Genomic DNA, 21,861 nt, shown 5'->3' on the forward strand with positions numbered 1-21,861 from the left:
CTCAGGCGGGGCCGCCGTGGCCCGCGGCGGACTCCCCGGTCGGGTGGCCCGCGGCTGACTCCCCGGCCGGGCGGCCCGGGGCGGGCTCCCCGGTCAGGTGGTCCAGGGTGCCGGTCACGTCCAGCAGCCGCTGGAGGGCCGGCCCCCGGTTGTCCAGGCGCAGCCGCGCGCCCGTCTCGTCCGCCCGGCGGCGGACCAGGAGCAGCGCCGACAGGCCCCTGGAGTCGCACAGCCGCAGCTCGGCGGCGTCGAGGCGCACCTCCCGGGGCGGGTCGGCGACGGCCAGGGCGGCGTGGACGGCGTCGAGGAGCTCGTCCGCGGTCGTGTGGTCGAGATCGCCGCGCAGGGCGACGCGCAGGGTGCCCGGCTCGGGCGTCTCCAGGGCGAGCTCCAGCGGCTCGGGCGCGAAACCGCTCACCGGCCGCCTCCGGCGCCCTCGGCGGCGGGCGCGGGCCCCGTGCCGGTGTCCGTGTTCTGCGCATGTCCGGTGTCGGCGGCGGCGGTACGCAGGATCTCGTGCCCGTACGCCAGCATGCCCGTCGTCCGCGGGAAGTCGGTGAGCCGCTCGGCCAGCAGGTCCAGGGCGGGCAGCAGGACGCGGGCCGGCACGCCCCGCGCCGCCAGGATCTCGCCGGTCCACGCCAGGAACCCGCCGAACAGCTCGGGGTCGTCCAGATAGAGCGCGGTGCCCAGGAAGTCCACGATGTGCGAGACGTCCTCGGCGGTGTGGCGGAGCTGCTGGGGCGAGTAGGAGGCCATCGCCGGGACCCGCTCGCGCAGCCCGTCCATGACCTGCCTGACCAACTGCCGGGCCGACCGGGCGACCAGCGTGTACTCCTGGTCGTCGAGGTGCGGCAGGTCGTCCACGGCCTGGCGGCCCGGCGCCGGGCGCGGCGGGAGGCCGGCGTCCAGCCCGTCGGCCGCCGAGCGGGCGTCGGGTGACCAGGCGTCGGCGCCCAGCAGGCGGGCGTAGCGGCCGTCGGGCCCGAACGCGGCGCCGCCCGCCAGCACCGGCGTCCCGGTCGCCTGGCAGGCCGTGATGGCGGCGTGCGCGGCCGGCAGCCGCGTGGCGATCGAGCTGGACAGCGCCACGACGTCGGGGCCGGCGCGGTGCAGGTGCGCGATCAGGTGCGGCGTGGGCACCTGCGCGCCCAGGTAGTCCACCCGCCAGCCGCGCAGGCGCAGCACCTCGGCGAGGATCCGCGCGGGGAACGCGTGCCACTCCCCGTCGATGCACGCCACCGTGACCCGTCCCCGGTGCTGCGCAGGGGAGTGGTCGCGGGAAGCGGACGTCGAGCCGTGGGGAGCGGGCATGGAGCTGTGGGGAGCGGGCAGCGCGGGCGCGGGGGCGCGGGTGGACGGGTGGTGCGCCAGGGCGGCCAGCACGCGCTCGTTGACCGCGGTGATCGTGTGCTCCTGCGCGACCGTGATCCGGTTGGCCGCCCACTCGCGGCCGACCCGCGCCTGCACGGGCGCCACCACGTCCATGAGCAGGCTCTCCATGTCCATGCCGTCGTCGAGCGCGGCCACGACCACGTCCACCGCCGCGTACTCGTCGCCGGCCGCCGCGGCATCCCACAGCAGCTCGGCCCGGCTGACCGCGTCGCCCGCCGTGACGCCGCCCGGCCCGGCCATGACGCCATCCTGCCCGGCCGTGACGTCGCCCGGCCCGGTCGGAAGGTCCGCGTGCGCGGTCATGAGATGCCGCCGCCCGCACGGGGAGAGGCGCTCTCGCGGCCCAAGCCAGGAAGGGTCGTCTCGCGGCCCGCTCGGGGAGCGGTGATCGCGATGACCGCGACGTCGTCCTGGTCGCCACCACCCGTCCACTGCGCCGCCAGCATCTGGACGCGCTCGGTCAGCGCCTCGGGCGGCATCCCCGCGCACTGCTCCAGCTCCTCGCGCAGCCGCTGCTCGCCGAACAGCTCGTCGCCCAGCGGCCCGCCGCGCGCCTCGGTCACGCCGTCGGTGTAGATCAGGCAGGTGTCGCCCGGCTCCAGCTCCACGGTCACGGTGGTGGCGGTCACGGTCTCCAGCATGCCGATCAGGGTGCCCCGCGTGGGCACCTCCTCCACCCGGCCGTCGGCACGCAGCACCAGCGGCGGCGGGTGTCCCGCGCTGGTCAGCCGCACCGTCACGCGTGGCCCGTCCCGCCGTACGGACGCCAGCACGAGCGTGACGAACGTCCGGCGGTCACCCCGCAGCAGCACGTCGTTGAGCAGCCCGAGCAGCCGCCCGTGGTCGCCGGCCACCGGCAGCAGCGCGTGCAGCGTCGTGCGGATCCGGCCGGTGAACACCGCCGCCTCCAGGCCCTTGCCGCACACGTCGCCCAGCACCAGCAGCGACTCCCCGCCGGGTTCGGCGGCCGGGTGCAGGTCGTAGAAGTCGCCGCCGACCAGCTCCGTGGCCCCCGCGGGGCGGTAGCGGGCCGACAGCTCCACCCCGTCCAGGCCGCGGGCCTCGGGCGGCAGCAGCTCCCGCATCAGGGTCTCGGTGATGGCCGCCTGCTCGGCGTACAGGCGGGCCGCCGACATGGCGGCCCCGGCCCGGGCGGCGAACAGCCGGGCGAACACCTCCTCGCCCTCGGAGAAGCTCGCGTGGCCGGAACGCCGCAGCAGCACCAGCGCCCCCGCCGGAACCCCGTGGCCGGGCAGGGCCGTGACCACCATGGAGCCCGGCTCGCCCAGCTCCTCGCGGGCCAGCCAGCCGGGGGCCGAGGCGGGGTCGATCCAGCGCGACGGCACCGGCGGGAACCCGCGCAGCGCCTCGGCCAGCCCCGGCACCTCGCGCGGGTCCACGGCCGGGTTCTCGCGCACCACGCGGCCGTCCGGCCCGCAGTACGCGACGGGATGCCTGCGCCCGGCCGCGGGCAGGATCACCAGGGCGGCGTCGGCCAGGTGCCGGGCGGCCAGCCGGACCGTGACCTCCATGCAGCGGTCGAGGTTCAGGGAGGAGAGCAGCTCGTTGGACGCCTCGGCGAGGAACGCGGTCCGCCTGCGCTCCAGCCGCAACGCCTCGGACACCCGCTCGTGGTCGGTGGCGTCCACCAGCCACCAGGTCACGCCGGAGCCGCGGTCGCCGGGGGTGGGGTGCGCCTCGAACGCCCGGTCGCCGATGAGCCCCCGTACGGGCGCGACGAGTCCGGACACGTCCTGGGCGACGAGGGGGTGGCCCTGGGCCTCGGTGACGAGGCTGTGCGCCTGGGCCTCGGTGACGAGGCGGTGGGCGTCGGCGAGCCAGGCCGGCACGGCGTCGGCCAGCCGCACCCCTGGGGCGGCCGCCGGCAGCGCGCGGGCCGCGTCGTTGACGTGCTCTATGACGCCGTCGCCGCCGACCAGCAGCACCGGGTACGGCGCGCTCTGCCAGACGGTCCCGGCCGGACCGTGTTCCGCTTCGCTGGTTGTACCCGTCACGATCGCGAGCCCTCGACGAGGGCTCTGCCTCCTGGATCACCTAGTGCGCTGGAAGAACGTTTTGCCCACTGTAGCCCACTCTGTCGCCTTCGCTACCTGGCGGTAACGTCAGGCCAGGTCCGCGATGAACGCCGTGAGCTGGGAGACGTTGCGGCATTCGGTCATCGGGACGACGGCCGCGTACGCGCTCGCGACGGAGTCGCCCGTGTCCCACTGGGCCCGCGGCTCGGGGTTGAGCCAGTAGGCGTTGCGCACCCGCCCGGCCAGGGCCTTCAGGGTGTCCAGGGCGGGCGGCTGGTAGTTGGAGCGGGCGTCGCCGAGGATCAGCAGCGACGTCTTCGGCCCGACGGCGTCGCCGTGGCGCTCGGCGAAGCGCTCCAGCGCGTGCCCGTAGTTGGTGCGGCCGAAGCGGACCATGTCGGCCTCGTTCGCCATCCTCGTCATGGCGTCCACCACGTCCGTACCGGGCCGGAAGAACCGGGTGATCTCGTCCACCGTGTCCACGAACCCGAACGCCCGCACCTTCGCGAACTGCTCACTCAGCGCGTACGTGAGCAGCAACGTGAAGTGCGCGAACGACGAGACCGAGTCGCTGACGTCGCACAGCACCACCAGCTCGGGCCGGTGCGGCCGGGGCGGACGGAACGACGGCGTCAGCGGCACCCCGCCGCTCTGCAGGGACGCCCGCACCGTCCGGCGGAAGTCGAGCCGCCCGCGCCGGCCCCGCCGCCGGCGGATCACCAGCCGGGCCGCCAGCCGCCTGGCCAGCGGATACACCTCCCGGCGCAGCCGTGACAGGTCCTCCCGGGTGGCGCGCAGGAACTCGACCTGGTCGAGCGGCGGGCGCACGGCCGAGCGGGCGATGCGCTCGACGCCGGAGTCCTCGGCGATGCGGCGGCGCACGTCGGCGGCCACGGCCTCCTCGAAGCGCCGGATCCCGGCGGTCACCTGGTCGCGGACCGCCCGCTCCGCCAGCCCGCCGCGCTCCCGCCCGGCCAGCGCCTCACGCAGGATCCCGGCCATCAGCGTCTCGGGGGACAGGGCCCGCATGACGCTGTACGAGAACCAGTTCTGGCGTCCCGGCCCGGCCTGCTGCCGTCCGTACCGTTCCACCATGGCGCGGGCGAACTCCCGCATCTCCGCGTCGCTCCCGCCGGTCAGCAGCTCGGCCAGCCGCTCCCGCGGCTCTGCCGCCGGCGCCTTGGCGGTGCCACCCGGACGGGCAGGCGAACCGGCGGCATCACCGGCAGGAGCCGTCGCGCCGGACATGACGGGCGGGAACCACAGATCGAACAGCACGTCGAACCCGGGCCGATGGACGGGCCGCTTGACCAGCGTCGCCGCGTAGGCCGCGCGCAGCGACTCGCGCTCGGCCAGGTCGATCACCCGCAGGGCGCGCACCGCGTCCAGCCCCTCGGCCACGGACACGGGCACCCCCGCCTCACGCAACGCCCGCACGAACCCGACATGCCGGTCGACCAGCGACTCACCCACCGGCGAGGCCCAGTTCCTTGATCGCCCGCCGATGGTCGGAGGCGTGCTTGAGCACCACGCCCAGCGTCCCGGCGACGGTCGCCTCGTCCAGCTCCTCCCGCCCCAGGGCCAGCAGCGTGTGGGCCCAGTCCACGGTCTCGGCCACCGACGGGGCCTTCTTCAGCTCCAGCCCGCGCAGGGTCGCCACCGTACGGGCGAGCTGCTCGGCCAGGTCGGCCCGGATGGTCGGCACCTGCGCGAGCACGATGTCCCGCTCCCGCTCGGGCGCCGGGTAGCCGATGTGCAGGTACAGGCAGCGCCGCTTCAGCGCCTCGGACAGCTCGCGGGTGGCGTTGGAGGTCAGCACGACGTACGGCCGGCGCACGGCGGAGACGGTGCCCAGCTCGGGGATCGTCACCTGGAAGTCCGACAGCAGCTCCAGCAGCAGCCCCTCGACCTCCACATCCGCCTTGTCGGTCTCGTCCACCAGCAGCACGGTCGGTACGTCGGCCCGGATGGCCTTCAGGAGCGGCCGTTCGAGCAGGAACTCCTCGGTGAAGATGTCCTCGTCCGTGCTGGTGGCCTGGATGCGGAGGAGCTGCTTCTTGTAGTTCCACTCGTACAGCGCCCGGGCCTCGTCCAGGCCCTCGTAACACTGCAGCCGGATGAGCTGGGACCCGGTCGCCCGCGCCACTGCCTTGGCCAGCTGCGTCTTGCCCACCCCTGCGGGCCCCTCGACCAGCAACGGCCTGCCGAGCGCGGCGGCGAGGAAGACGGAGGTGGAGATGGCGTCGTCGGAGAGGTATCCCGCGGCGGCCAGCCGCTCGCCGACCTGGGCGGGGGAGTCGAACATGAAGGCTCCTGTCGTCACAGCCGAACCTTATTCTAGTCTCGCGCCCGCCGTCCTGGAGGAGTCGGACTCCAGCCGATTCGACCAGGATGCCGAGTGCCGGTATATTCCTCTCAGCAACGCGCCGCTAGCTCAGTTGGTTAGAGCAGCTGACTCTTAATCAGCGGGTCCGGGGTTCGAGTCCCTGGCGGCGCACCGCTCCAAAACCCCAGGTTGTCGGGAGACGGCCTGGGGTTTTGTCGTTACTCGGACGGATGCCCATCCGGCCAGACGCAGGGGGAGGCGGCTCCTAGGTAGAGGTTGTCGCCTTCCGCCCAGGTGAGGGTGAGGGTGAAGCCGTCCGGCTGGGACTCACCGCTCAGGTCTGGGTTCCCGGCTCGCCCGGACGCGACGATCCGATGGCCGGCGGCTTCCCAGTGGGCACGGACCTGCTGTGAGATCGACATGTTCTCGCTCTTGGGCACGTCACGTAGCCAGTAGGCGCGGCTTACGATGATTTGATCTTGCGATTTGTCCTCGTCCCAGCACGTGCTGGGCACCTCGAAGGAGGGGACGGATTCCAGCCGCGGCTTTGGAGTAAGGATGTCGGCGGTTTCGTGGATGAGCTGCTCAACACGAGCAAGCGCTTGGGCGGAGGTGGCTGTAGGCTGGTTCACGGAACATCCCGAGGTGAGAAGAACAAGTGCGGCGAAAAGTCGGAGCATGTCGTTCACTCCTTGGAGCTGGGCGAATCAGGTCCTAGTTCGGGCATGAGAAGCTGCGGAGTCGTGTTCAGCGGGGCTGGAGCGGTGAGCATGTCGTATTGACCGTTGATGAGCCGGCCCATGTTGCGGAGCGACGGCGAGTGCGGTGTCCAGTAGCAGCTGTGGGCCTCGGTAAAGGGCTCTCGGCCCACCGGAAAGTGCCTAGCCCCGAACGAGTCGTCCCCCGGATCTCTCCCGAACCGTCCCAGAGCCGCCACCGGGTCGTTCCCCGCCTCGCCCACCCACACGTGCGCCGGATCCATGCCAAGTCCCGAAGCGTGTTCCACCCCCACCCCCGGGCTGCCGATGAGGATGAGGTCGTCCGCGAGTCTGCCGCGGCGGAGGACGGCGGCGTGGCCGGTGGTCAGTGAGCCGTAACTGTGCCCGATCATCACGCTGCGCGCCCTGGCCGAAGGGGCGTGTGCGGCGTGCAGGCCGTCGGCGAACGCCGCGAGCGCCCTTCCGCCCTTCCTCGCCGCGTCGTCGGCGGCGACGGACTTCGTGACGTCGAAGAGGCCCGGGTCGAGCTGCGGAGCGTCGTAGCCGAGCCAGGTGATCGACGCGATCGAACGGTCTCCACTGGTGGCGCGCGCCTGCCTCCACAGCGCCCGCGACCGTTCCAGATCCCCCTGTGCCGCGTCCAGCCCCGACGTGAGCCCCGACACAGACGTGACCGTGATGTCCGCCGTATCCGGATCCCCCCACGAGACCACGAGCCGTCCCTGGCCCGTGACGTCGAACGCCAGCAGCAGCGGCTCCGGATGTCCCGCCACCGGCCGCAGCCCCGCCTCGATGAGGTCGAGGCGCCGGAGCCGGGCCGCGATGCGTTCCCAGCCGCCCAGCAGGCCGGGGTCCGCCAGCCGGCCGAGGTCGGCCGTGGCCGTCCCCAGCTCCCGCTCCAGGCGCGCCCGCTGCTCCGCCAGCCACTGCCGGTTCGCCCGGTCGCGAGTGGTCGCCGGCAGGCCGTTCAGCAGCCCGAAGCGCGGCAGCGTCGTCAGCCGTTCCCGTGTGCCCGCCGAGAGCGTGGTCCACCACGCGGCGATCCGCGCCGCCAGGCCCGGGTCGGCGCCGCCGTCCTGGAGGGTCAGCAGGCGCGTCACCGCCTCCTCGTCCCCGGCGCCGGCGCGGGCCAGCAGGCGCTCCGCCCCGGCCGGGTCCGCGGCGTGGGCGCCGAACAGGCCGTACGCGGCGAGCCCCGCGGGCAGTGAGAGTCCTGGTACGGTCTCGCGGATGCGGTGCAGGCGCCGGCGCAGGTCGTCGCTCTGGGCGGCGGTCCAGGTGGCGATGCGGCCGAGCGCGTGGCCCGGCTCGGCGGACAGGCCGAGGCCCGACAGCTCGGCGGCCAGGCGCGCTCCCGCGACGGGCAGCGTGTGCGCGACCCGGCTCAGGGACGCCACCAGGGCGGTCATGGCGTCGACGTCGATGCCCTGGAAGCGTCCCGCGGTGGGTGCGAGGGTCGTCACCGATGTCGTCAGCGCCGGCACTGCCGGGGCGGGGCCGCCGTGTCGTACGACGAGGAGGGCCAGGGCGTGCAGCGCGCCGGTGAGCGAGGACTGCAGGGCGGAGCGGTGGCGCGAGAGGGCGTCGGCGAAGGCGGGGGCGCCGCCGCCGACCCAGGCGTGGGCATGCGTGAGCCGCGTCGCCGGGTCGAGGTCGGCGTGGTGGCCGGCGGCCAGCGCCGCGGCCCGTTCGTACGCCGCGAGCGCCGCCCTGTGATCCGCCATGACGCGGCCCAGAGTGCCAGGTCAGCCCGGTGATTCTCAGGTGATCGGCGACTCACCCGGGTAAGTGCTTTCTCGGCTGGTTCGGCCGGGAGCGTGGCGAAGTGGTACGGATGGGGACATGGCGTGTCGGATAACTGAGTTGGTGCTGGACTGTCGCGATCCGGAGAGGCTGGCGGCGTTCTGGTGTGAGGTCCTGGGCTATGTCGTGCTGGAGCGGCCCGACGACGGGTCCGTGGAGATCGGGCCCGAGGAGGATGGCGCGGGCGGGTTCCGGCCGATCCTCGTGCTCAGCCCGTCCGAGGAGCCGAAGGGCGGCAAGCTGCGGCTGCACATCGACCTGAACGCGACCGACCGCGACCAGGACGCCGAGCTGGAGAGGCTGCTCGCGGCGGGCGCCCGGCCGGCGGACGTGGGGCAGACGGGTGAGGAGAGCTGGCACGTGCTGACCGACCCGGAGGGCAACGAGTTCTGCCTGCTGCGGAGGAGGGTGGACGCATGAGCGTCCTCGGTTCAGTCGCGGCCGCTCGGCGAGCCTTCCCCGTCTGCCGGGCGGGGGTCTCCGAGCAGGCGCAGGAGCAGGCGGGGCTCGCCCGGCCAGGCCTCCAGCAGCACCTCCCGGGGGACCTGCCGCGCCGCGTACCGCAGCGCCAGGGCGACCACCACGATGTCGTCGAGCGGGCCGATGACCGGGAGGAACTCGGGGATCAGGTCGACCGGGCTGGCCACCCACACGCCCGCGATCATGACGGCGACCTTGGCGCGGCGCGGCACGGCCGGGTGGCGGCGGAGCCTGCGGACGGCGGTCAGGCAGTCGGGGATGAACGCGGCCAGATCCCGCAACAGGCCGGGCGGCAGCCTGCGCGCCAGGAGCACGAGCACGCCCCAGCTGGCCGCCACGCACACCACCGTGACGGCGAGCCCGATCAGCCAGCCCCGCACGCCGTCCACGCCCTCACTTCCGTTCCCGCCCGTTTCGTCCGTTCCGGCCCTTTCCGGTACGGCCCCACTTTACGGTCGCCGATCCCGGTAAGGGCGCCTTCCTCTTTCGACAGGGACGAGAGGAGGATGTGGGCATGAACACGCGACCACTCGGACAGACGACCGTCAGCTCCATCGGTCTCGGCGCGATGCCCATGTCGGTGGCGGAGCACATGCCCGACGAGGCCCAGTCGATCCGGACGATCCACGCCGCCCTGGACGCCGGCGTGACCTTGATCGACACGGCTGACGCCTACGCCCCCGCCCACGACCAGGTCGGTCACAACGAGCGGCTGGTCGCCAAGGCGCTGGCGAGCTGGGGCGGCGACCGGGACGCGGTGCTGGTGGCGACCAAGGGCGGCCACACGCGTGTCCCCGACGGCGGCTGGGCCCTCGACGGCCGCCCGTCGTACCTGGTCGAGGCGTGCGAGCGGTCCCTCAGGGCCCTCGGGGTCGAGGCGATCGGGCTCTACCAGCACCACCGGCCCGACCCGTCCGTGCCGTACGAGGAGACGATCGGCGCGCTGCGCGACCTGCTCGACGCCGGCAAGATCCGGATGGCCGGGATCTCCAACGCCGACCCCGGGCAGATCCGGACGGCCTACGACATCCTGGGCGGCCGGCTGGCGAGCGTGCAGAACCAGTACTCGCCCGCCTTCCGCTCCTCCGAGCCGGAGGTGGACGTGTGCGAGGACCTGGGGGTGGCGTTCCTGCCGTGGTCGCCGCTGGGCGGGATCAGCTCGGCGGGGCGGCTCGGCGGGGAGTACGAGGCGTTCGCCAAGGTGGCCGAGGGGCGCGGGGTGTCGCCGCAGCGGGTCTGCCTGGCCTGGGAGCTGTCCCGCAGCCCGGTCGTGATCCCCATCCCGGGGGCGAGCCGGCCGGAGAGCGTCCTCGACTCGGTGGCGGCGGCCGATCTCGTGCTGACCGCCGAGGAGCTCGCGCTGCTCGACGGCTAGATCTCCGCCCTGCCGATGTTCCAGGGCGGGTAGATCTCCGCCCTGCTCGCGTTCCTCGCGGCTGACACGCCCGGTGCCGGCGCGGTCGGCCGGTTTCGCACGGCGGGTACGGGCGTGCGAAGCTTTGAACGTCCCTAACACCAGGAGGTCCTCATGACGGAAACACCGGAGCCGGAAGTCAGCGAAACTCCCGAGGACGAGATGAAGCGCAAGTTCCGGGAGGCCCTGGAGCGCAAGCGCGTCCAGCAGGGTGGCTCGGGCGCTGGTGGCAAGGGCGGCGACGCTTCGAAGATCCACGGCGCTCACGGGCCGGCCGCCAGCAAGCGTTCCTTCCGCCGCAAGAGCGGGGGCTGAACGCGCAGCGGCCAGGCGTCGTGAGCACGCGCTGAAACCTGGTTTTCTGGAGGGGTACGGCATGGCCGTACCCCTCCTTTTCTTTGCCTGAAAGGTAGATCTTCACCCGTTTTATGGGGTTTCCTTTGCTATTGTCCGGTTCGCTGGCTAGAGTCGAACGCATCGACCGGACAGTGACCTAGCCCTTCGCCAGGAAGCGGCGGCTGGCCGGCGCCGAATCCCGCGCCAGCGGGAACCGGGGACCCAAACATCTGGGGTGAATCCGGCCCAACTCGGGCCGGTAGGGCATCTCCACGTCCGAACCCGTCAGCTAACCCGGTAGGCGAGATGGAGAGGACACGACTTCGATGCGCTACCGCGTACCCCCGGACGGGGCAGTGACACCGGCCGCCTGCTGAGCGGCACCCCCTTCCCCTGATCTACCTTTTCGCGCTCCCGCGTAGCGCCCGTTAGGCGATCTGCCCGGCTACGCCCCCATCTGAGCGAGCGCGCCCTCCTGTACCCCACGTAAAGGATTCTTCCGACACATGTCCGCACGACTTGGCATGCGTTCTTTCTCCCTCCTGACGGCGGCCGTACTCGGCGCACTCACCCTCGGCGCCGGCACCGCGGCCCACGCCGACGCCGACACCGACCAGAAGGTTCTCCTCAAGGGCTCCACCACGGCCTCCTACTTCTGGGACGACTCGTCCGGCCGCGCCGGCGACACCGGCCTGCCGGCCAGCGGCAAGCCCATGCAGAAGGGCCTGGTCGCCAGCCCGAGCTGGCCCCTCATGACCGAGGGCTACGTCGTCTACAAGGGCAAGAAGGCCCCGTTCTTCGTCGGCGACCGCGGTCCGGGCGTGCCCTCCAGCAGCGGCGTCATGCTCGACCTCGACGCCAAGACCTTCGCCCAGCTCACCGGCGGCCGCTTCAACTCCGAGACGCTCGGGGTGGACGGCGTCGGCGGCCAGGGCCACATCAAGGTGAGCTACGTCATCACCAAGTGGGGCAGCGGCCCGGGCAAGAAGAACGTCCCGGTCTCCTTCGCCTCCGGCGCCTGGCGCCGCGTGGACCGCAACCCGGCCAAGCCCCCGCTGCTCGCCGAGGACAAGGCCACCGCTCCCAAGGAGGCCGGCGCCGGCTCCACCGGTGAGGTGACCTCCGTCTCCGAGCGCGACAAGGGCAACGACGACGCCGGCGTGGTGACCGCCTCCGAGCGCACCTCCGGCCGTTCCACCGCCGAGGCCGGCGACGCCGCCTCCGGCGACCAGGGCCTCAGCGCCTCGGCCGCCCTCGCCCTGACGGGCGTGGCCGCGGTCGGCGGCGGCGCGTACCTCGGCCGCGACCGCCTGCGCAAGCTGCTCGTCAAGAGCTGACCCCCGCCGGGCCGCCCGCCGTCCCTCCCCAGGACGGCGCGCCGGCCGGCACCCGACCACACGGCCGGGTCCGGACGCCACCCCGTCCGGTCCGGCCCTCCCTCAGGGGCCTGCCTGCCTCTCCATCCGGGCCCCTGGTCGCCCCGCTCCGGACCGCCGCCGCCCCGGCGGTCCCGGAGCGGGGCGACGCATTTCCGGTATTCTTCGGCCTCTTCGCCGCACATCCCGCTCTTCATTCCATGTCCGGCTCTTTACGCACAGTGATCCGAATGTCATTCTGTTCAACGTGATCGCGCGTGCGAAGGCCAACGGCATCGAGCTCGCCTACGAGAGCTTCGGCACCCCCGGCGCCCGTCCGCTCCTGCTCGTCATGGGGCTGGGCACCCAGCTCATCCACTGGGACGACGACTTCTGCCGCCTCCTCGCCGACCAGGGGCACCACGTCGTCCGCTTCGACAACCGCGACGCGGGCCTGTCCACGCACCTGCACGAGTACGGCAGGCCCGGGCTCGGCGGCGCCGCGCCGTACCTGCTGGACGACATGGCCGACGACACGGCGGGGCTGATGGACGCGCTCGGGTGGCCCGCCGCCCACGTGGTGGGCGCCTCGATGGGCGGCATGATCGCCCAGGTGCTGGCCATCCGGCATCCCGGACGGGTGCTCAGCCTCACCTCCATCATGTCCACGCCCGGCCCGCGGGCCGCCCCTCCCACGCCCGCGGCGAGCGCGGTGCTGCTGGCCCCGCCGCCCGCCGGGCGCGAGGAGGCCATCGAGCGGTCCCAGGCCGCCTGGGACCTGATCGGCTCACCCGGCTACGAGCCGGACCGGGCGCGCATCGCGGACGTGACGGGCCGCGCCTTCGACCGCTGCTTCGACCCGGCGGGCACCGCGCGCCAGCTCGCCGCCGTCATGGCCTCGGGCGACCGCACGGAGGGACTGCGCGGGCTCGGCGTGCCGGCGCTCGTGGTCCACGGCGAGGACGACCAGCTCGTCCCCCTCGCGGGCGGCCTGGCCACCGCCGAGGCCATCCCCGGGGCGAGGCTGCTGACCTTCCCCGGCATGGGCCACGACCTGCCGCGCCCGATCTGGCCGGAGCTCGTCGCCGCCATCACCCGGCTGACCGCCGGACAGCCGTAGCCGCCGTCCCCCGGCCGCCGGCTACACCTCCAGCTTCTCCTCGATGGAGCGCAACTGGTGCCTGGCCATCGCCAGGTTGGCCCGGTTGCGGTCCAGGGCGAGGTAGAGGAACAGTCCCTTGCCGCCGCGCCCGCTGACGGGCCGGATGATGTGGTACTGCGAGCCGAGCGTGATGAGGATGTCCTCGATCGCGTCCTTGAGGCCGAGCGAGTCCATCGTGCGCAGCTTGGCCTTGACCACCTCGGTGTTGCCGGCGCCAGCGACCTGGAGGTCCAGGTCCTTGGAGCCGCCGAGCGCGCCCAGCGTCATGCCGCTGCCGTGGTCGACGACCGCCGCCCCGATGGAGCCGTCGATCGTCATCATCTCCTTGAGCGAGACGTCCATGCTGGCCATGTCACTTCTCCGTTCTGTGGTGATCTGCCTGGGGTTGGGTCATCGCATCCGTGCTGCGATGGCGGCCACGGCGGCCGCCGTCTTGCGGCCCTCCAGCCGGAGCAGCCCGAGGTTCGTGCCGGGCTGGGCCAGGACTGTGAGGACGATGGTGGGGCCCGCGGCGTAGAACGCGGCGAACCCGGCCGTGCCCGAGATGAGCGTCTCCTCCAGATCGCCCCTGCCGGACATGGCGAGCATGCGCCTGCTCATCGCGAGCAGGGCGGCGGTCAGCGCGGCCGTCCGCTCGCCGTTGTCGGCCGCGGGGTCGCAGGCGACGGCCAGCCCGTCGACCGTGCAGGCGACGCTGCCGCTGATGTCCGGGGTGCGCTCCCGCAGGAGCACCATCTCCTTGAGCACCTCGTCGTGCAGCTCCACCGGCGGCCTCCTTCTGAGCGAGGGCAGTCTCACGACGGTGAGTGGGGGGAACCTCATGCCAGCTCCTCCAGGGCCTTCTTCAGCCGCATGAGCAGAGCCAGGTCCCTCGGGTCCGCGGTCACGGCCGGGCCGAAGGACCGCGCCGGGCCCTCCGTGTCCGCGACGCCCGCCGCTCCGGCCGCGCCCGCCATGTCGTCGGCGTCCGTCGTGTCATGGAGGAGGGGCGGCGCATCCGCCGGATCCGGGGTCTGGGGGGAGTGGCGGGCCCGCCGCCCGCCGCCGCGGGCGCGCTTGGGCAGCGCGGTTCCCCGCCCGCCGCCGGCCTCGGACGTGGCGCTCTCGGGCCGGGCGGTCTCGGGAACGGGGGGATCGGTGGAGCGGGCCGGGTCCGTCGGCGGGTCGGGGGCGGTGGGGGTGAGCAGTCCGGACGCGGCCAGCCGCCGTACCGCCAGCAGCACCGAGTACCCCGACCGCCCGAGCAGCCGGGCCAGGTCGAGCGGTGTCGCCTCCTCGTCGGCGCGGGTGATGATCTCCCACTGGACGGCGGTGAGCGTCACCCCCTGGCCGGGCAGCCGGGACGCCGGCCGTACCGGGGCGGTGTCCACGTCGGCGGACGGCCAGATCCGGGCGAGCTGCGCCCGGCGGCGCGCGCACTCCCGCACGAGCCCCGACACCTCGAAGTACCACCGGCCGCCCAGCCAGTGCCGCTCGCCGGGCCGGAACTTCGGCCGCGTCCCCGTGGCGGGCAGCAGGAAGAACGCGGCGTCCAGCACGGCCCCCAGCACGCAGAACTGCAGCTCCCCGAGCGTCACCGCGCCCTCGGCGAGCAGCCGCTCGCAGCCGCCGTCCGCCTGGACGCGGCGCAGCGCCGCCTCGGGCATGCGGCCGCGCGCGGTCAGCAGTCGCTCGACGCCGGGCGTCTGGGCGCACTCCATGTACGTGATCCGCCCCTCGTCGAGGAAGACGGTGCCGGCTCGGCCGACGCGCAGGGCGCCGGTGGGGCGGTCCTTGGCGAGACTCGCCAGCAGCGTGTCGAGGGTGGCCATCGGTCACGCCAGCAGCCGGCCGGAGATGTCCCGCAGGCGATGGCGCGCGAGCGCCAGGTTCGAGCGCTCCAGGTCGAGGCGGACGTAGATGACCAGCGGCCCCTCGAACACCGTCTCCATGAGCCGGAGCAGGTGGTGGCCGCGGTCCGTGGTGACGAGCATGTCGTCGATGCGGACGGTGTCGCCGGGGCACGACCGCGCCAGGCCGTCCATGGTGGCGCGCAGCGTCTCGGTCAGGGCGGCGGCGGAGCGCTCGGTGTCCACGCCCTGGGGCGCCCCGCTGGCGGCCACCGCCATGCCGCTGGTCTGGTCCAGCAGCATGGCGTCCAGCGCGCCCGGTATGGCCATGACCTCGGTCAGGCAGTCGTCCAGTCCCAGCACGGAACCTCCCCTCGCCGTCTTGAAGACTGGGACAGCGTAGGAGCGGCACGGGGGCGCGGAGCGGGGCCGGACTGCGGAGGGACGAAAGCTATACGGCGCGGGAGAAGAAAAACCCCACTGCGGCGCAGCTTTCTCCGAGTTATCCGGATTGAGGCGGACTTAGGCGAATATCCTTCGCCTTTTCTCAGGTCAGCGGATCAGCCGGGCTCCTCCGTGGCGTCGTCCGCGGACGCCTCGGCGTCGTCCGAGAGCCCCTCGGGCGGCTCGTCCGGCAGGACGGCCTTCTCGTCCGGCTTGTAGACGAGCACGTTCTCGATGTACGACTTCACGGCCGCCGCGAGGCCCACGTCGCCGCCGGCCTCCTCCGACAGGTACCACCGGTGGTCGAGGATCTCGTGGAAGACCTGGGCCGGGTCCAGCTTGGCCCGCAGGTCCGGCGGCAGCGCGTCCACCGTCGGCTGGAACACCTCGGCCAGCCAGCGGTGCGCCACGATCGCCTCGTCCTCGTGCCGCAGGCCCTTGGCCACGCGGAAGCCGTCGAGGTCGTTGAGCAGCCGCCGCGCCTGGTTCTCCTCGACGTCCAGGCCGGTCAGGCGGAGCAGGCGCCGCTGGTGGTGGCCGGCGTCGACCACCTTGGGCCGTACGATCAGCCGGCCGGTGCCGACCTTGCGCCGCACCATCATCTCGGCCACGTCGAACCCCAGCAGGTTCAGCCGCCGGATCCGCTGCTCCACCCGGTGCCAGTCGACCTCCTCGATGATCTCGTCCTGGGTGATCTCGTCCCACAGCCGGTGGTAGCGGTTGACGATGTCCTCGGCCGTCTCCATCGGGTCCACCGAGGGATGCAGCAGGCCGCCGGCCTCCAGGTCCAGCATCTCGCCGAAGATGTTGGTGTGGGCGACGTCGATGTCGGCCAGCCGCTGTCCCTCGCTGATCATCGGGTGCATCTCGCCGGTCTCGGCGTCCACCAGGTATGCGGCGAACGCCCCGGCGTCCCGGCGGAACAGCGTGTTGGACAGCGAGCAGTCGCCCCAGTAGAAGCCGTTCAGGTGCAGCCGCACGAGGAGCACGGCGAGCGCGTCGAGCAGCCGGGTCAGCGTGTCGGGCCGCAGCGTGCCGGACATCACGGCCCGGTACGGGAGCGAGAACTGCAGGTGGCGGGTGATCAGGGCGGCGTCGAGGCCCTCCTCGCGGCCGGTGACGTAGGCGACCGGCTCCACGGAGGGGGCGTCCAGCCGGGCCAGGTCCCACAGGAGCTGGTACTCGCGGCGGGCGTACCGCTCGCTGATCTCCTTGATCGCGTACACCTTGCCGGAGAGCCGGGCGAAGCGCACGACGTGCCGGGAGATGCCCCTGGGAAGGTCGACGAGGTGGTGCTGGGGCCAGTCGGCCAGTGGACGGTCCCACGGGAGCCCGATGAGGTCAGGATCTTCGAGCGCTCCGGTGATCTGCAGCGGCATTTCTACAGGATATTGTGCGGCGGTGGACGAGTTTCTCAAATGGTACTTTTCCGACCGTCCGGTGATCGCCAGCGTTCTCGGCGCCGACGGCTACGACCACACGCTGGGCGACTTCTCCGCCGAGGCATGGACCGCCCGCGCCCGCGAGACCCGGGCATGGCTGGAGCGGCTGTCCGCCACGGAGCCCGCCACCCTCGACGACGAGCTCGACCGGGACCTCGTCGTCTCCCAGCTCAGGGGCGCGGTCGCGCTGGAGTCGTGGCCCGAGTGGCGCCGCGAGCCGGCCGCGTACCTGAACCCGATCTTCGGCTCCCTCTTCACCCCCTTCCAGCAGCGCCTCAAGCCCGAGGCCGAGCTGGTGGACGCCGCGATCGCCCGGCTGGCCGAGGTGCCCGCCGTGCTCGCCGCGTGCCGGGCCAACCTCGACCCCGACCTGGCCGCGCCGCTCCTGGTGCAGCGCGCGCTGGGACAGGCGCGCACCGGCCGCAGGTTCCTCACCGAGACCGTGCCCGGCATGGTCGCCGACGAGTCCGCCCGGGCCCGGCTCGCCGAGGCCGCCAAGCCGGCCGGCCACGCCTTCGACGAGCTCGTCACGTTCCTGGAGGGCTTCGAGTGCGGCGGTAGCTGGCGCATGGGCGAGCGCCTGTATTCCACGCTGCTGCGCGAGCGCGAGATGCTCGGCTACGGCGCCCCCGAGCTGCACGAGAAGGGCAAGGCCGCCTGGGCCGAGCTCGACGGGCGGATGCGCGAGGTGGCGCGCGGCGTCAACGGCACCACCGACTGGCGGGCCGCCATGGAGTCGCTCATGGACGACCACCCGCCGACCCTGGCCGACATGCGCGCCGAGTACGAGGCCGAGACGCGCCGGGCCCAGGAGTTCGTCCGGGAACGCGACCTCGTCACCTTCCCCGACGGCGAGGAGTGCCTGGTCCTGCCCTCGGCCGAGTACAACCGGCCCATCGTGGCCGTGGCCCACTACCTGGCCCCGCCGCCGCTGACCAGCTCGCGCACCGGCGTGTTCTTCGTGCCGTACACCCCGGACGGCTTCAGCGACGAGCAGGTGCGGCAGCGGCTGCGCACCAACTGCCGGGCCCAGATGCCCTCGATCGCCGTCCACGAGGCCTACCCCGGCCACCACTGGCACCTGTCGCACATGGCGGGCAACCCGCGCACGGTGCGCAAGGTGTTCCGCACGCCGTACTTCACCGAGGGCTGGGCCCTGTACGTGGAGAAGGTGCTGCACGAGGAGGGCTACTTCGACACGCCCGCCACCGAGCTGGCCCACCTCGACTGCCGCATCTTCCGGGCCGCCCGGATGGTGGTGGACACCGCCCTGCACTGCGACGACATGACGATCGAGCAGGCCGAGGAGTTCATGTCCACGAAGGCGTCGCTCTCGCCGGGGACGGCCCAGGGCGAGGTCAGCCGCTACTGCGCCTGGCCCACGCAGGCGCCGTCGTACCTGACGGGCGCGATCGAGATCGACCGCATCAGGCAGTCGTACGCGGGGACGCCGAAGGAGTTCCACGACCTGATCGCCGGCTCGGGCGGCATGCCCCTCGGGCTCGCGGAGAAGGCCGTCACGGGGGCCTCCGCCGCGGAGGGCTGAGCGAGGCCGCGGGCTCGCACAGGCCCGCAGCAGCGCAGGCCCGCAGCAGCGGGGGCCCGGGGCCGCGCGGGTCAGCGGCCGGCGGGCCGGCGGGGGAAGTGGGGCGGGTCGAACGCCCGCTCCACGACCGCGTCGAGCTGCTCGGGCGTGAGGACGGCCGGCCGGCCCACCCCGAGCGCCCGCACGTACACCTCGCACAGCCACTCCAGCAGCCGCGTCGCCTCGAACGCCTGCTCCAGCGTGGCGCCGATGGTCACCCCGCCGTGGTTGGCCATCAGCGCCGCCTGCCGGCCGTCGAGCGCCGCGCGCACGTTCGCGGCCAGCTCGGGCGTGCCGTAGGTGGCGTACGGGGCGACGCGGACCGTGCCGCCGAGCAGCAGCGTGTTGTAGTGGATCGGCGGCAGCTCGGTCATCGTCGTCGCCACCACCGTCCCGAACACCGAGTGCGTGTGGACGACGGCCTGCGCCGCCGTGCTCGCGTAGACGGCCAGGTGCATCGGGGTCTCCGACGACGGCTGGAGGTCGCCCTCCACCAGGTGGCCGTCCATGTCCACGACCGGGCACATCTCGGGGGTGAGCCGGTCGAGCGCCACGCCCGACGGGGTGACGGCGACCAGGTCGCCCTGGCGGACGCTCAGGTTGCCCGAGGTGCCGATCACCAGGCCCAGCTCGACGGCGCGCCTGCCGTACACGCACAGCTGTTCACGGGGGCTCATGGGCGGCAATGTAGTCGGTCGTCCGAAATACATCAACGGCATTGACGGTGGATTGTCGCGAACATACGTTCGGTGAGTCGTGGTTGCATACCCGGAGTATGGAAGAGGTCCCGTCATGGACGCACCGACCATCGCGATCTACGGCGCCAACGGCCACACCGGACGCCTGGTGGCCGCCGAGCTGCTGGCCCGCGGAGCGCGCGTCCTCCTCGCCGGCCGCGACGGGGCGGCCCTGGACGCCCTCGCGGCCGAGCTGGACGACTCCGCCCAGGGCGGTGCGGGAGCCGCGTCGGCGGACGGGCCCGCCCGGGTGCGCACGAGAGCCGTGTCCCTGGACGACCGTGACGGGCTGCGCGCGCTGGCGGAGGAGTCCGCCGTGGTGGTCCACTGCGCCGGGCCGTTCGCCGACACCGCCGTGCCCGTCGCGGAGGCGGCCGTCGCGGGCCGCTGCCACTACATCGACCACGCCGTGGAGCCCCACCCGGTGAAGAAGCTGTTCGACACGATGGGGGCCGCGGCCGAGCGGGCCGGGATCGTCATGGTGCCGCAGCTCAGCTTCTACGGCGGCGTCGCCGACCTGCTCGCCGCGGCGGTGACCGAGGGCATGACCGGCGTGGACCGGCTGACCGTGGGCTACGCGGTGACCGGCTGGCGGATGACGCCGGCGGCGGTGCGGACCGCCGAGCTGCTCATCGGCGAGATCGACCGGGTGACGTTCGCGGACGGCGCGCAGCGGGTGGGGCCGGTGGAGATCCGCAACACGGTCTTCCCCTTCCCGCCCCCGGTCGGGCCGCGCACCATGATCGCGCCGTTCCCCTCGGGGGAGGTGGTGACGATCCCGCGGCACGTCCCGGCCCGGTCGGTGGAGTCGCAGCTCACGGCGAGCACGTTCGAGGAGGAGCAGGTCTTCACCAGCCAGGACGCGACGGCCGAGGAGCGCGCCCGCACAGAGTTCACCGTGGCGGTGCAGGCCATCGCCGCCGGAGGCGGCGGGCGCAACGGCCATGTGCGCGGACGCGACATCTGGTGGGTCGGCGCCCTGGCCTCGGCCGAGGCGGCGGTGCGGCTGGCGCGGGGCGAGGGGCCGAGCAAGGCCGGCGTGCTGAGCACGGCGGAGGCGTTCCCCGCGGTGCCGTTCCTGCGCCGCCTGGAGGAGCTCGGCGCCTTCACCCTGCACCTGTGAACGCGCGCCGGCCCGCCCGGGGCGGCGGGGGTCAGAGCCGGTCGAGGTGGGCGAGCATGAGGCGTTCGAGGTCCACCCGCGTCAGGCGGCCCGGGTAGAGGAGCAGGTGCAGGCTCAGCCCGTCCACCAGCGCCAGCAGGTGCTCCGTGACGTCGTCCAGGTTGTCCTCGGTGGTCAGCTCGCCCGCCTCGCGCGCCTGCCCGAGCAGGCCGCGTACGGCGGCGCGCAGCTCCTCGGCCTCGGCCCGCTGCACCTCGGCCAGCCGCTCGGCGGCCAGGCTGCGGCTCCAGAAGCTGACCTCCAGGCGGGTCTCCTGGGTGCGCTCGGCGTCCAGCGGCAGGTTGTCGAGCAGCAGCTCGCGCAGCGCGGCGAGGCCCGTGACGCCCTCGACCCGGCGGGTGATGCGCGCGCGGATGCGCTGGTGCGACTGGCGCAGCGCCGACAGCAGGATCTCGTCCTTGTCGGCGAAGTAGTGGGCGAGCACGCCGTTGGAGTAGCCCGCCTCCTTGGCGATGGCGCGGGTGGTGGCGGCGTCGATGCCGTCGCGGACGATCACGCGGCGGGCCGCCGACAGCAGCTCGCGCCGGCGCTCGTCGTGGTCAACGATCTTGGGCAAGGAGTCGTCCCCCTTCGTGCGTCGTACGGCTCCCAGCATATTGACTTTTTATTCGGACGTCTGTCTATTTAGACCATGACCGTCGCCACCGTCGGCGTCCACATCGTCGACATCCTCACCCGGCCCGTCGAGCGCATCCCCGAGGGCCAGGACACCGTGCTCGTCGACCAGATCCGGCTGACCGCCGCGGGCGCCGCGGCCGGCACCGCCGTGGACCTGGTCAAGCTGGGCAACGACGTCGTCACCATGGGCGCCGTCGGCGACGACGAGCTCGGCGACTTCCTGCTGGCGGTCCTCGCCAAGCGGGGCGTCGACGCCTCCCGGCTGGTGCGCAGGGCGGACGAGCAGACCGCCGCGTCGATCCTGCCGATCAGGCCGGACGGCGGGCGGCCGAGCTTCCACGTGCCCGGCGCGAACCTCGGCGTGACGCTCGCCGACCTCGACGTGGAGGCGCTGCGCGGGGCGCGGGCCGTCCACCTGGGCGGCGTGGACGTGACGTTCGGGCTGGGCGATCCGGCCTTCTTCGCGCTGCTCGACGAGCTGCGGGCCGGCGGGACCATCGTGACGATGGACCTGCTGTCGGAGATGCCGGACCTGCTGGGCATGGCCCGGGCGTTCCTGCCCCACGTGGACTACGTGCTGCCCAACGCGTCCCAGGCGCTGCTCATGACCGGGCTCGGCGGTGACGGCAGCGGCGCGAACGGCGGGAGCGGTGGCGGCGCCGGCGACGGCGGTGACGTGGCCGAGGCGGCGCTGGCGCTGCTCGCCGACGGGCCGCGCGGCGTGCTCGTCACGCTCGGCGGCGACGGCAGCCTGGTCACCACCGCCGACGGCGTCGAGCACCTGCCGGCCCTGAAGGTGGAGGTCTCCGACACGACCGGGTGCGGCGACGCGTACTGCGCCGGCTTCATCACCGGCCTGCTGCACGGGCGGGACGTGCTGGAGGCGGCCCGCTGGGGCACGGCCGCCGCCGCCCGCGTCGCCACCGGCCTCGGCTCCGACGCCGGCATCACGGACCTCGACTCCACCCTCGCCCTGCTGACCTGACCATCTGAGAGA

At 73.3% G+C, this 21,861-nt stretch carries 23 protein-coding genes, 1 tRNA gene and 1 riboswitch; of the genes, 9 read left to right on the top strand and 15 right to left on the bottom strand.

The window, feature by feature from the left end:
* Position 1: 1 nt before the first annotated feature.
* From HD595_RS26080 to HD595_RS26100, 5 genes are all read right to left on the bottom strand, one after another.
* Positions 2 to 418: an STAS domain-containing protein gene (locus HD595_RS26080; protein WP_253773377.1), complete on the bottom strand. Its 417-nt coding sequence runs from the start codon at positions 416 to 418 to the stop codon at positions 2 to 4.
* Complete coding sequence (locus HD595_RS26085; RefSeq protein WP_253773379.1) at positions 415 to 1,698, bottom strand: cobalamin B12-binding domain-containing protein; 1,284 nt, start codon at positions 1,696 to 1,698, stop codon at positions 415 to 417. Before HD595_RS26085 ends, HD595_RS26080 begins: the two co-directional genes overlap by 4 nt.
* Entirely contained in the window at positions 1,695 to 3,410 is a 1,716-nt protein-coding gene (locus HD595_RS26090; protein WP_253773381.1) for a PP2C family protein-serine/threonine phosphatase, read from the bottom strand. The genes HD595_RS26085 and HD595_RS26090 overlap by 4 nt, the downstream gene beginning before the upstream one ends.
* A 108-nt stretch (positions 3,411 to 3,518) precedes the next feature.
* Entirely contained in the window at positions 3,519 to 4,904 is a 1,386-nt protein-coding gene (locus HD595_RS26095) for a vWA domain-containing protein (RefSeq protein WP_253773383.1), read from the bottom strand.
* Positions 4,897 to 5,736, bottom strand: coding sequence for an AAA family ATPase (locus HD595_RS26100; RefSeq protein ID WP_253773385.1), 840 nt, complete (start codon positions 5,734 to 5,736; stop codon positions 4,897 to 4,899). The genes HD595_RS26095 and HD595_RS26100 overlap by 8 nt, the downstream gene beginning before the upstream one ends.
* 118 nt (positions 5,737 to 5,854) lie before the next feature.
* Between HD595_RS26100 and HD595_RS26105 the strand changes: the two genes are divergently transcribed.
* Positions 5,855 to 5,928, top strand: a tRNA-Lys gene (locus HD595_RS26105).
* A 47-nt stretch (positions 5,929 to 5,975) separates the two neighbouring features.
* Here the strand turns inward: HD595_RS26105 and HD595_RS26110 are convergent.
* Both HD595_RS26110 and HD595_RS26115 read right to left on the bottom strand, forming a co-directional pair.
* A complete protein-coding gene (locus HD595_RS26110; RefSeq protein WP_253773387.1) occupies positions 5,976 to 6,437 on the bottom strand; it encodes a hypothetical protein in 462 nt (153 codons plus the stop codon).
* A gap of 5 nt (positions 6,438 to 6,442) precedes the next feature.
* Positions 6,443 to 8,200 carry an alpha/beta hydrolase gene (locus tag HD595_RS26115; protein WP_253773388.1) on the bottom strand — a complete coding sequence of 586 codons (1,758 nt, stop codon included), beginning with the start codon at positions 8,198 to 8,200 and terminating at the stop codon, positions 6,443 to 6,445.
* 118 nt (positions 8,201 to 8,318) lie between these two features.
* Here HD595_RS26115 and HD595_RS26120 point away from each other — a divergent pair, with 118 nt between their 5' ends.
* Positions 8,319 to 8,699 carry a VOC family protein gene (locus HD595_RS26120; protein ID WP_253773390.1) on the top strand — a complete coding sequence of 127 codons (381 nt, stop codon included), beginning with the start codon at positions 8,319 to 8,321 and terminating at the stop codon, positions 8,697 to 8,699.
* A gap of 11 nt (positions 8,700 to 8,710) precedes the next feature.
* Here HD595_RS26120 and HD595_RS26125 read toward each other — a convergent pair whose 3' ends face one another.
* The gene (locus HD595_RS26125) at positions 8,711 to 9,148 is read right to left on the bottom strand and encodes a YkvA family protein (RefSeq protein WP_253773392.1); all 438 of its coding nucleotides are present in this window, start codon (positions 9,146 to 9,148) and stop codon (positions 8,711 to 8,713) included.
* 125 nt (positions 9,149 to 9,273) lie between these two features.
* Here HD595_RS26125 and HD595_RS26130 point away from each other — a divergent pair, with 125 nt between their 5' ends.
* The 4 genes from HD595_RS26130 to HD595_RS26145 all read left to right on the top strand — a co-directional run bounded on the left by HD595_RS26130 (position 9,274) and on the right by HD595_RS26145 (position 12,984).
* Positions 9,274 to 10,134, top strand: a complete 861-nt coding sequence (locus HD595_RS26130; RefSeq protein WP_253773394.1) for an aldo/keto reductase — start codon at positions 9,274 to 9,276, stop codon at positions 10,132 to 10,134.
* Between the two features lie 153 nt (positions 10,135 to 10,287).
* Positions 10,288 to 10,488 carry a DUF5302 domain-containing protein gene (locus HD595_RS26135; protein ID WP_253773396.1) on the top strand — a complete coding sequence of 67 codons (201 nt, stop codon included), beginning with the start codon at positions 10,288 to 10,290 and terminating at the stop codon, positions 10,486 to 10,488.
* Between the two features lie 201 nt (positions 10,489 to 10,689).
* A riboswitch (cyclic di-AMP (ydaO/yuaA leader) is annotated at positions 10,690 to 10,828 on the top strand.
* Between the two features lie 187 nt (positions 10,829 to 11,015).
* Positions 11,016 to 11,846: a hypothetical protein gene (locus HD595_RS26140; protein ID WP_253773398.1), complete on the top strand. Its 831-nt coding sequence runs from the start codon at positions 11,016 to 11,018 to the stop codon at positions 11,844 to 11,846.
* Positions 11,847 to 12,132: 286 nt separating this feature from the next.
* A complete protein-coding gene (locus HD595_RS26145) occupies positions 12,133 to 12,984 on the top strand; it encodes an alpha/beta fold hydrolase (protein ID WP_253773400.1) in 852 nt (283 codons plus the stop codon).
* Between the two features lie 21 nt (positions 12,985 to 13,005).
* Here the strand turns inward: HD595_RS26145 and HD595_RS26150 are convergent, their stop codons facing one another.
* The 5 genes from HD595_RS26150 to HD595_RS26170 all read right to left on the bottom strand — a co-directional run bounded on the left by HD595_RS26150 (position 13,006) and on the right by HD595_RS26170 (position 16,678).
* On the bottom strand, positions 13,006 to 13,377 hold the full coding sequence (locus HD595_RS26150) for a hypothetical protein (protein ID WP_253773402.1): 372 nt from the start codon (positions 13,375 to 13,377) through the stop codon (positions 13,006 to 13,008).
* Positions 13,378 to 13,416: 39 nt separating this feature from the next.
* Positions 13,417 to 13,848, bottom strand: coding sequence for a roadblock/LC7 domain-containing protein (locus tag HD595_RS26155; protein WP_253773404.1), 432 nt, complete (start codon positions 13,846 to 13,848; stop codon positions 13,417 to 13,419).
* Complete coding sequence (locus HD595_RS26160) at positions 13,845 to 14,837, bottom strand: hypothetical protein (RefSeq protein ID WP_253773406.1); 993 nt, start codon at positions 14,835 to 14,837, stop codon at positions 13,845 to 13,847. The genes HD595_RS26155 and HD595_RS26160 overlap by 4 nt, the downstream gene beginning before the upstream one ends.
* Before the next feature lie 3 nt (positions 14,838 to 14,840).
* Positions 14,841 to 15,218, bottom strand: a complete 378-nt coding sequence (locus HD595_RS26165; protein ID WP_175593873.1) for a roadblock/LC7 domain-containing protein — start codon at positions 15,216 to 15,218, stop codon at positions 14,841 to 14,843.
* 197 nt (positions 15,219 to 15,415) lie between these two features.
* A complete protein-coding gene (locus HD595_RS26170) occupies positions 15,416 to 16,678 on the bottom strand; it encodes a DUF4032 domain-containing protein (RefSeq protein WP_253773408.1) in 1,263 nt (420 codons plus the stop codon).
* A 22-nt stretch (positions 16,679 to 16,700) separates the two neighbouring features.
* Between HD595_RS26170 and HD595_RS26175 the strand changes: the two genes are divergently transcribed.
* Positions 16,701 to 18,287, top strand: a complete 1,587-nt coding sequence (locus HD595_RS26175) for a DUF885 domain-containing protein (RefSeq protein ID WP_253773410.1) — start codon at positions 16,701 to 16,703, stop codon at positions 18,285 to 18,287.
* Positions 18,288 to 18,358: 71 nt separating this feature from the next.
* Here the strand turns inward: HD595_RS26175 and HD595_RS26180 are convergent, their stop codons facing one another.
* Positions 18,359 to 19,003, bottom strand: coding sequence for a class II aldolase/adducin family protein (locus HD595_RS26180; protein ID WP_253773412.1), 645 nt, complete (start codon positions 19,001 to 19,003; stop codon positions 18,359 to 18,361).
* Positions 19,004 to 19,118: 115 nt separating this feature from the next.
* Between HD595_RS26180 and HD595_RS26185 the strand changes: the two genes are divergently transcribed.
* Positions 19,119 to 20,186, top strand: coding sequence for a saccharopine dehydrogenase NADP-binding domain-containing protein (locus HD595_RS26185; RefSeq protein WP_253773414.1), 1,068 nt, complete (start codon positions 19,119 to 19,121; stop codon positions 20,184 to 20,186).
* 31 nt (positions 20,187 to 20,217) lie between these two features.
* Here HD595_RS26185 and HD595_RS26190 read toward each other — a convergent pair whose 3' ends face one another.
* On the bottom strand, positions 20,218 to 20,802 hold the full coding sequence (locus HD595_RS26190) for a TetR/AcrR family transcriptional regulator (RefSeq protein ID WP_253773416.1): 585 nt from the start codon (positions 20,800 to 20,802) through the stop codon (positions 20,218 to 20,220).
* 75 nt (positions 20,803 to 20,877) lie between these two features.
* Between HD595_RS26190 and HD595_RS26195 the strand changes: the two genes are divergently transcribed.
* Positions 20,878 to 21,849: a carbohydrate kinase family protein gene (locus HD595_RS26195; protein WP_253773418.1), complete on the top strand. Its 972-nt coding sequence runs from the start codon at positions 20,878 to 20,880 to the stop codon at positions 21,847 to 21,849.
* Positions 21,850 to 21,861: the final 12 nt, after the last annotated feature.

Source organism: Nonomuraea roseoviolacea subsp. carminata (assembly GCF_024172185.1).
GTDB lineage: Bacteria > Actinomycetota > Actinomycetes > Streptosporangiales > Streptosporangiaceae > Nonomuraea > Nonomuraea roseoviolacea.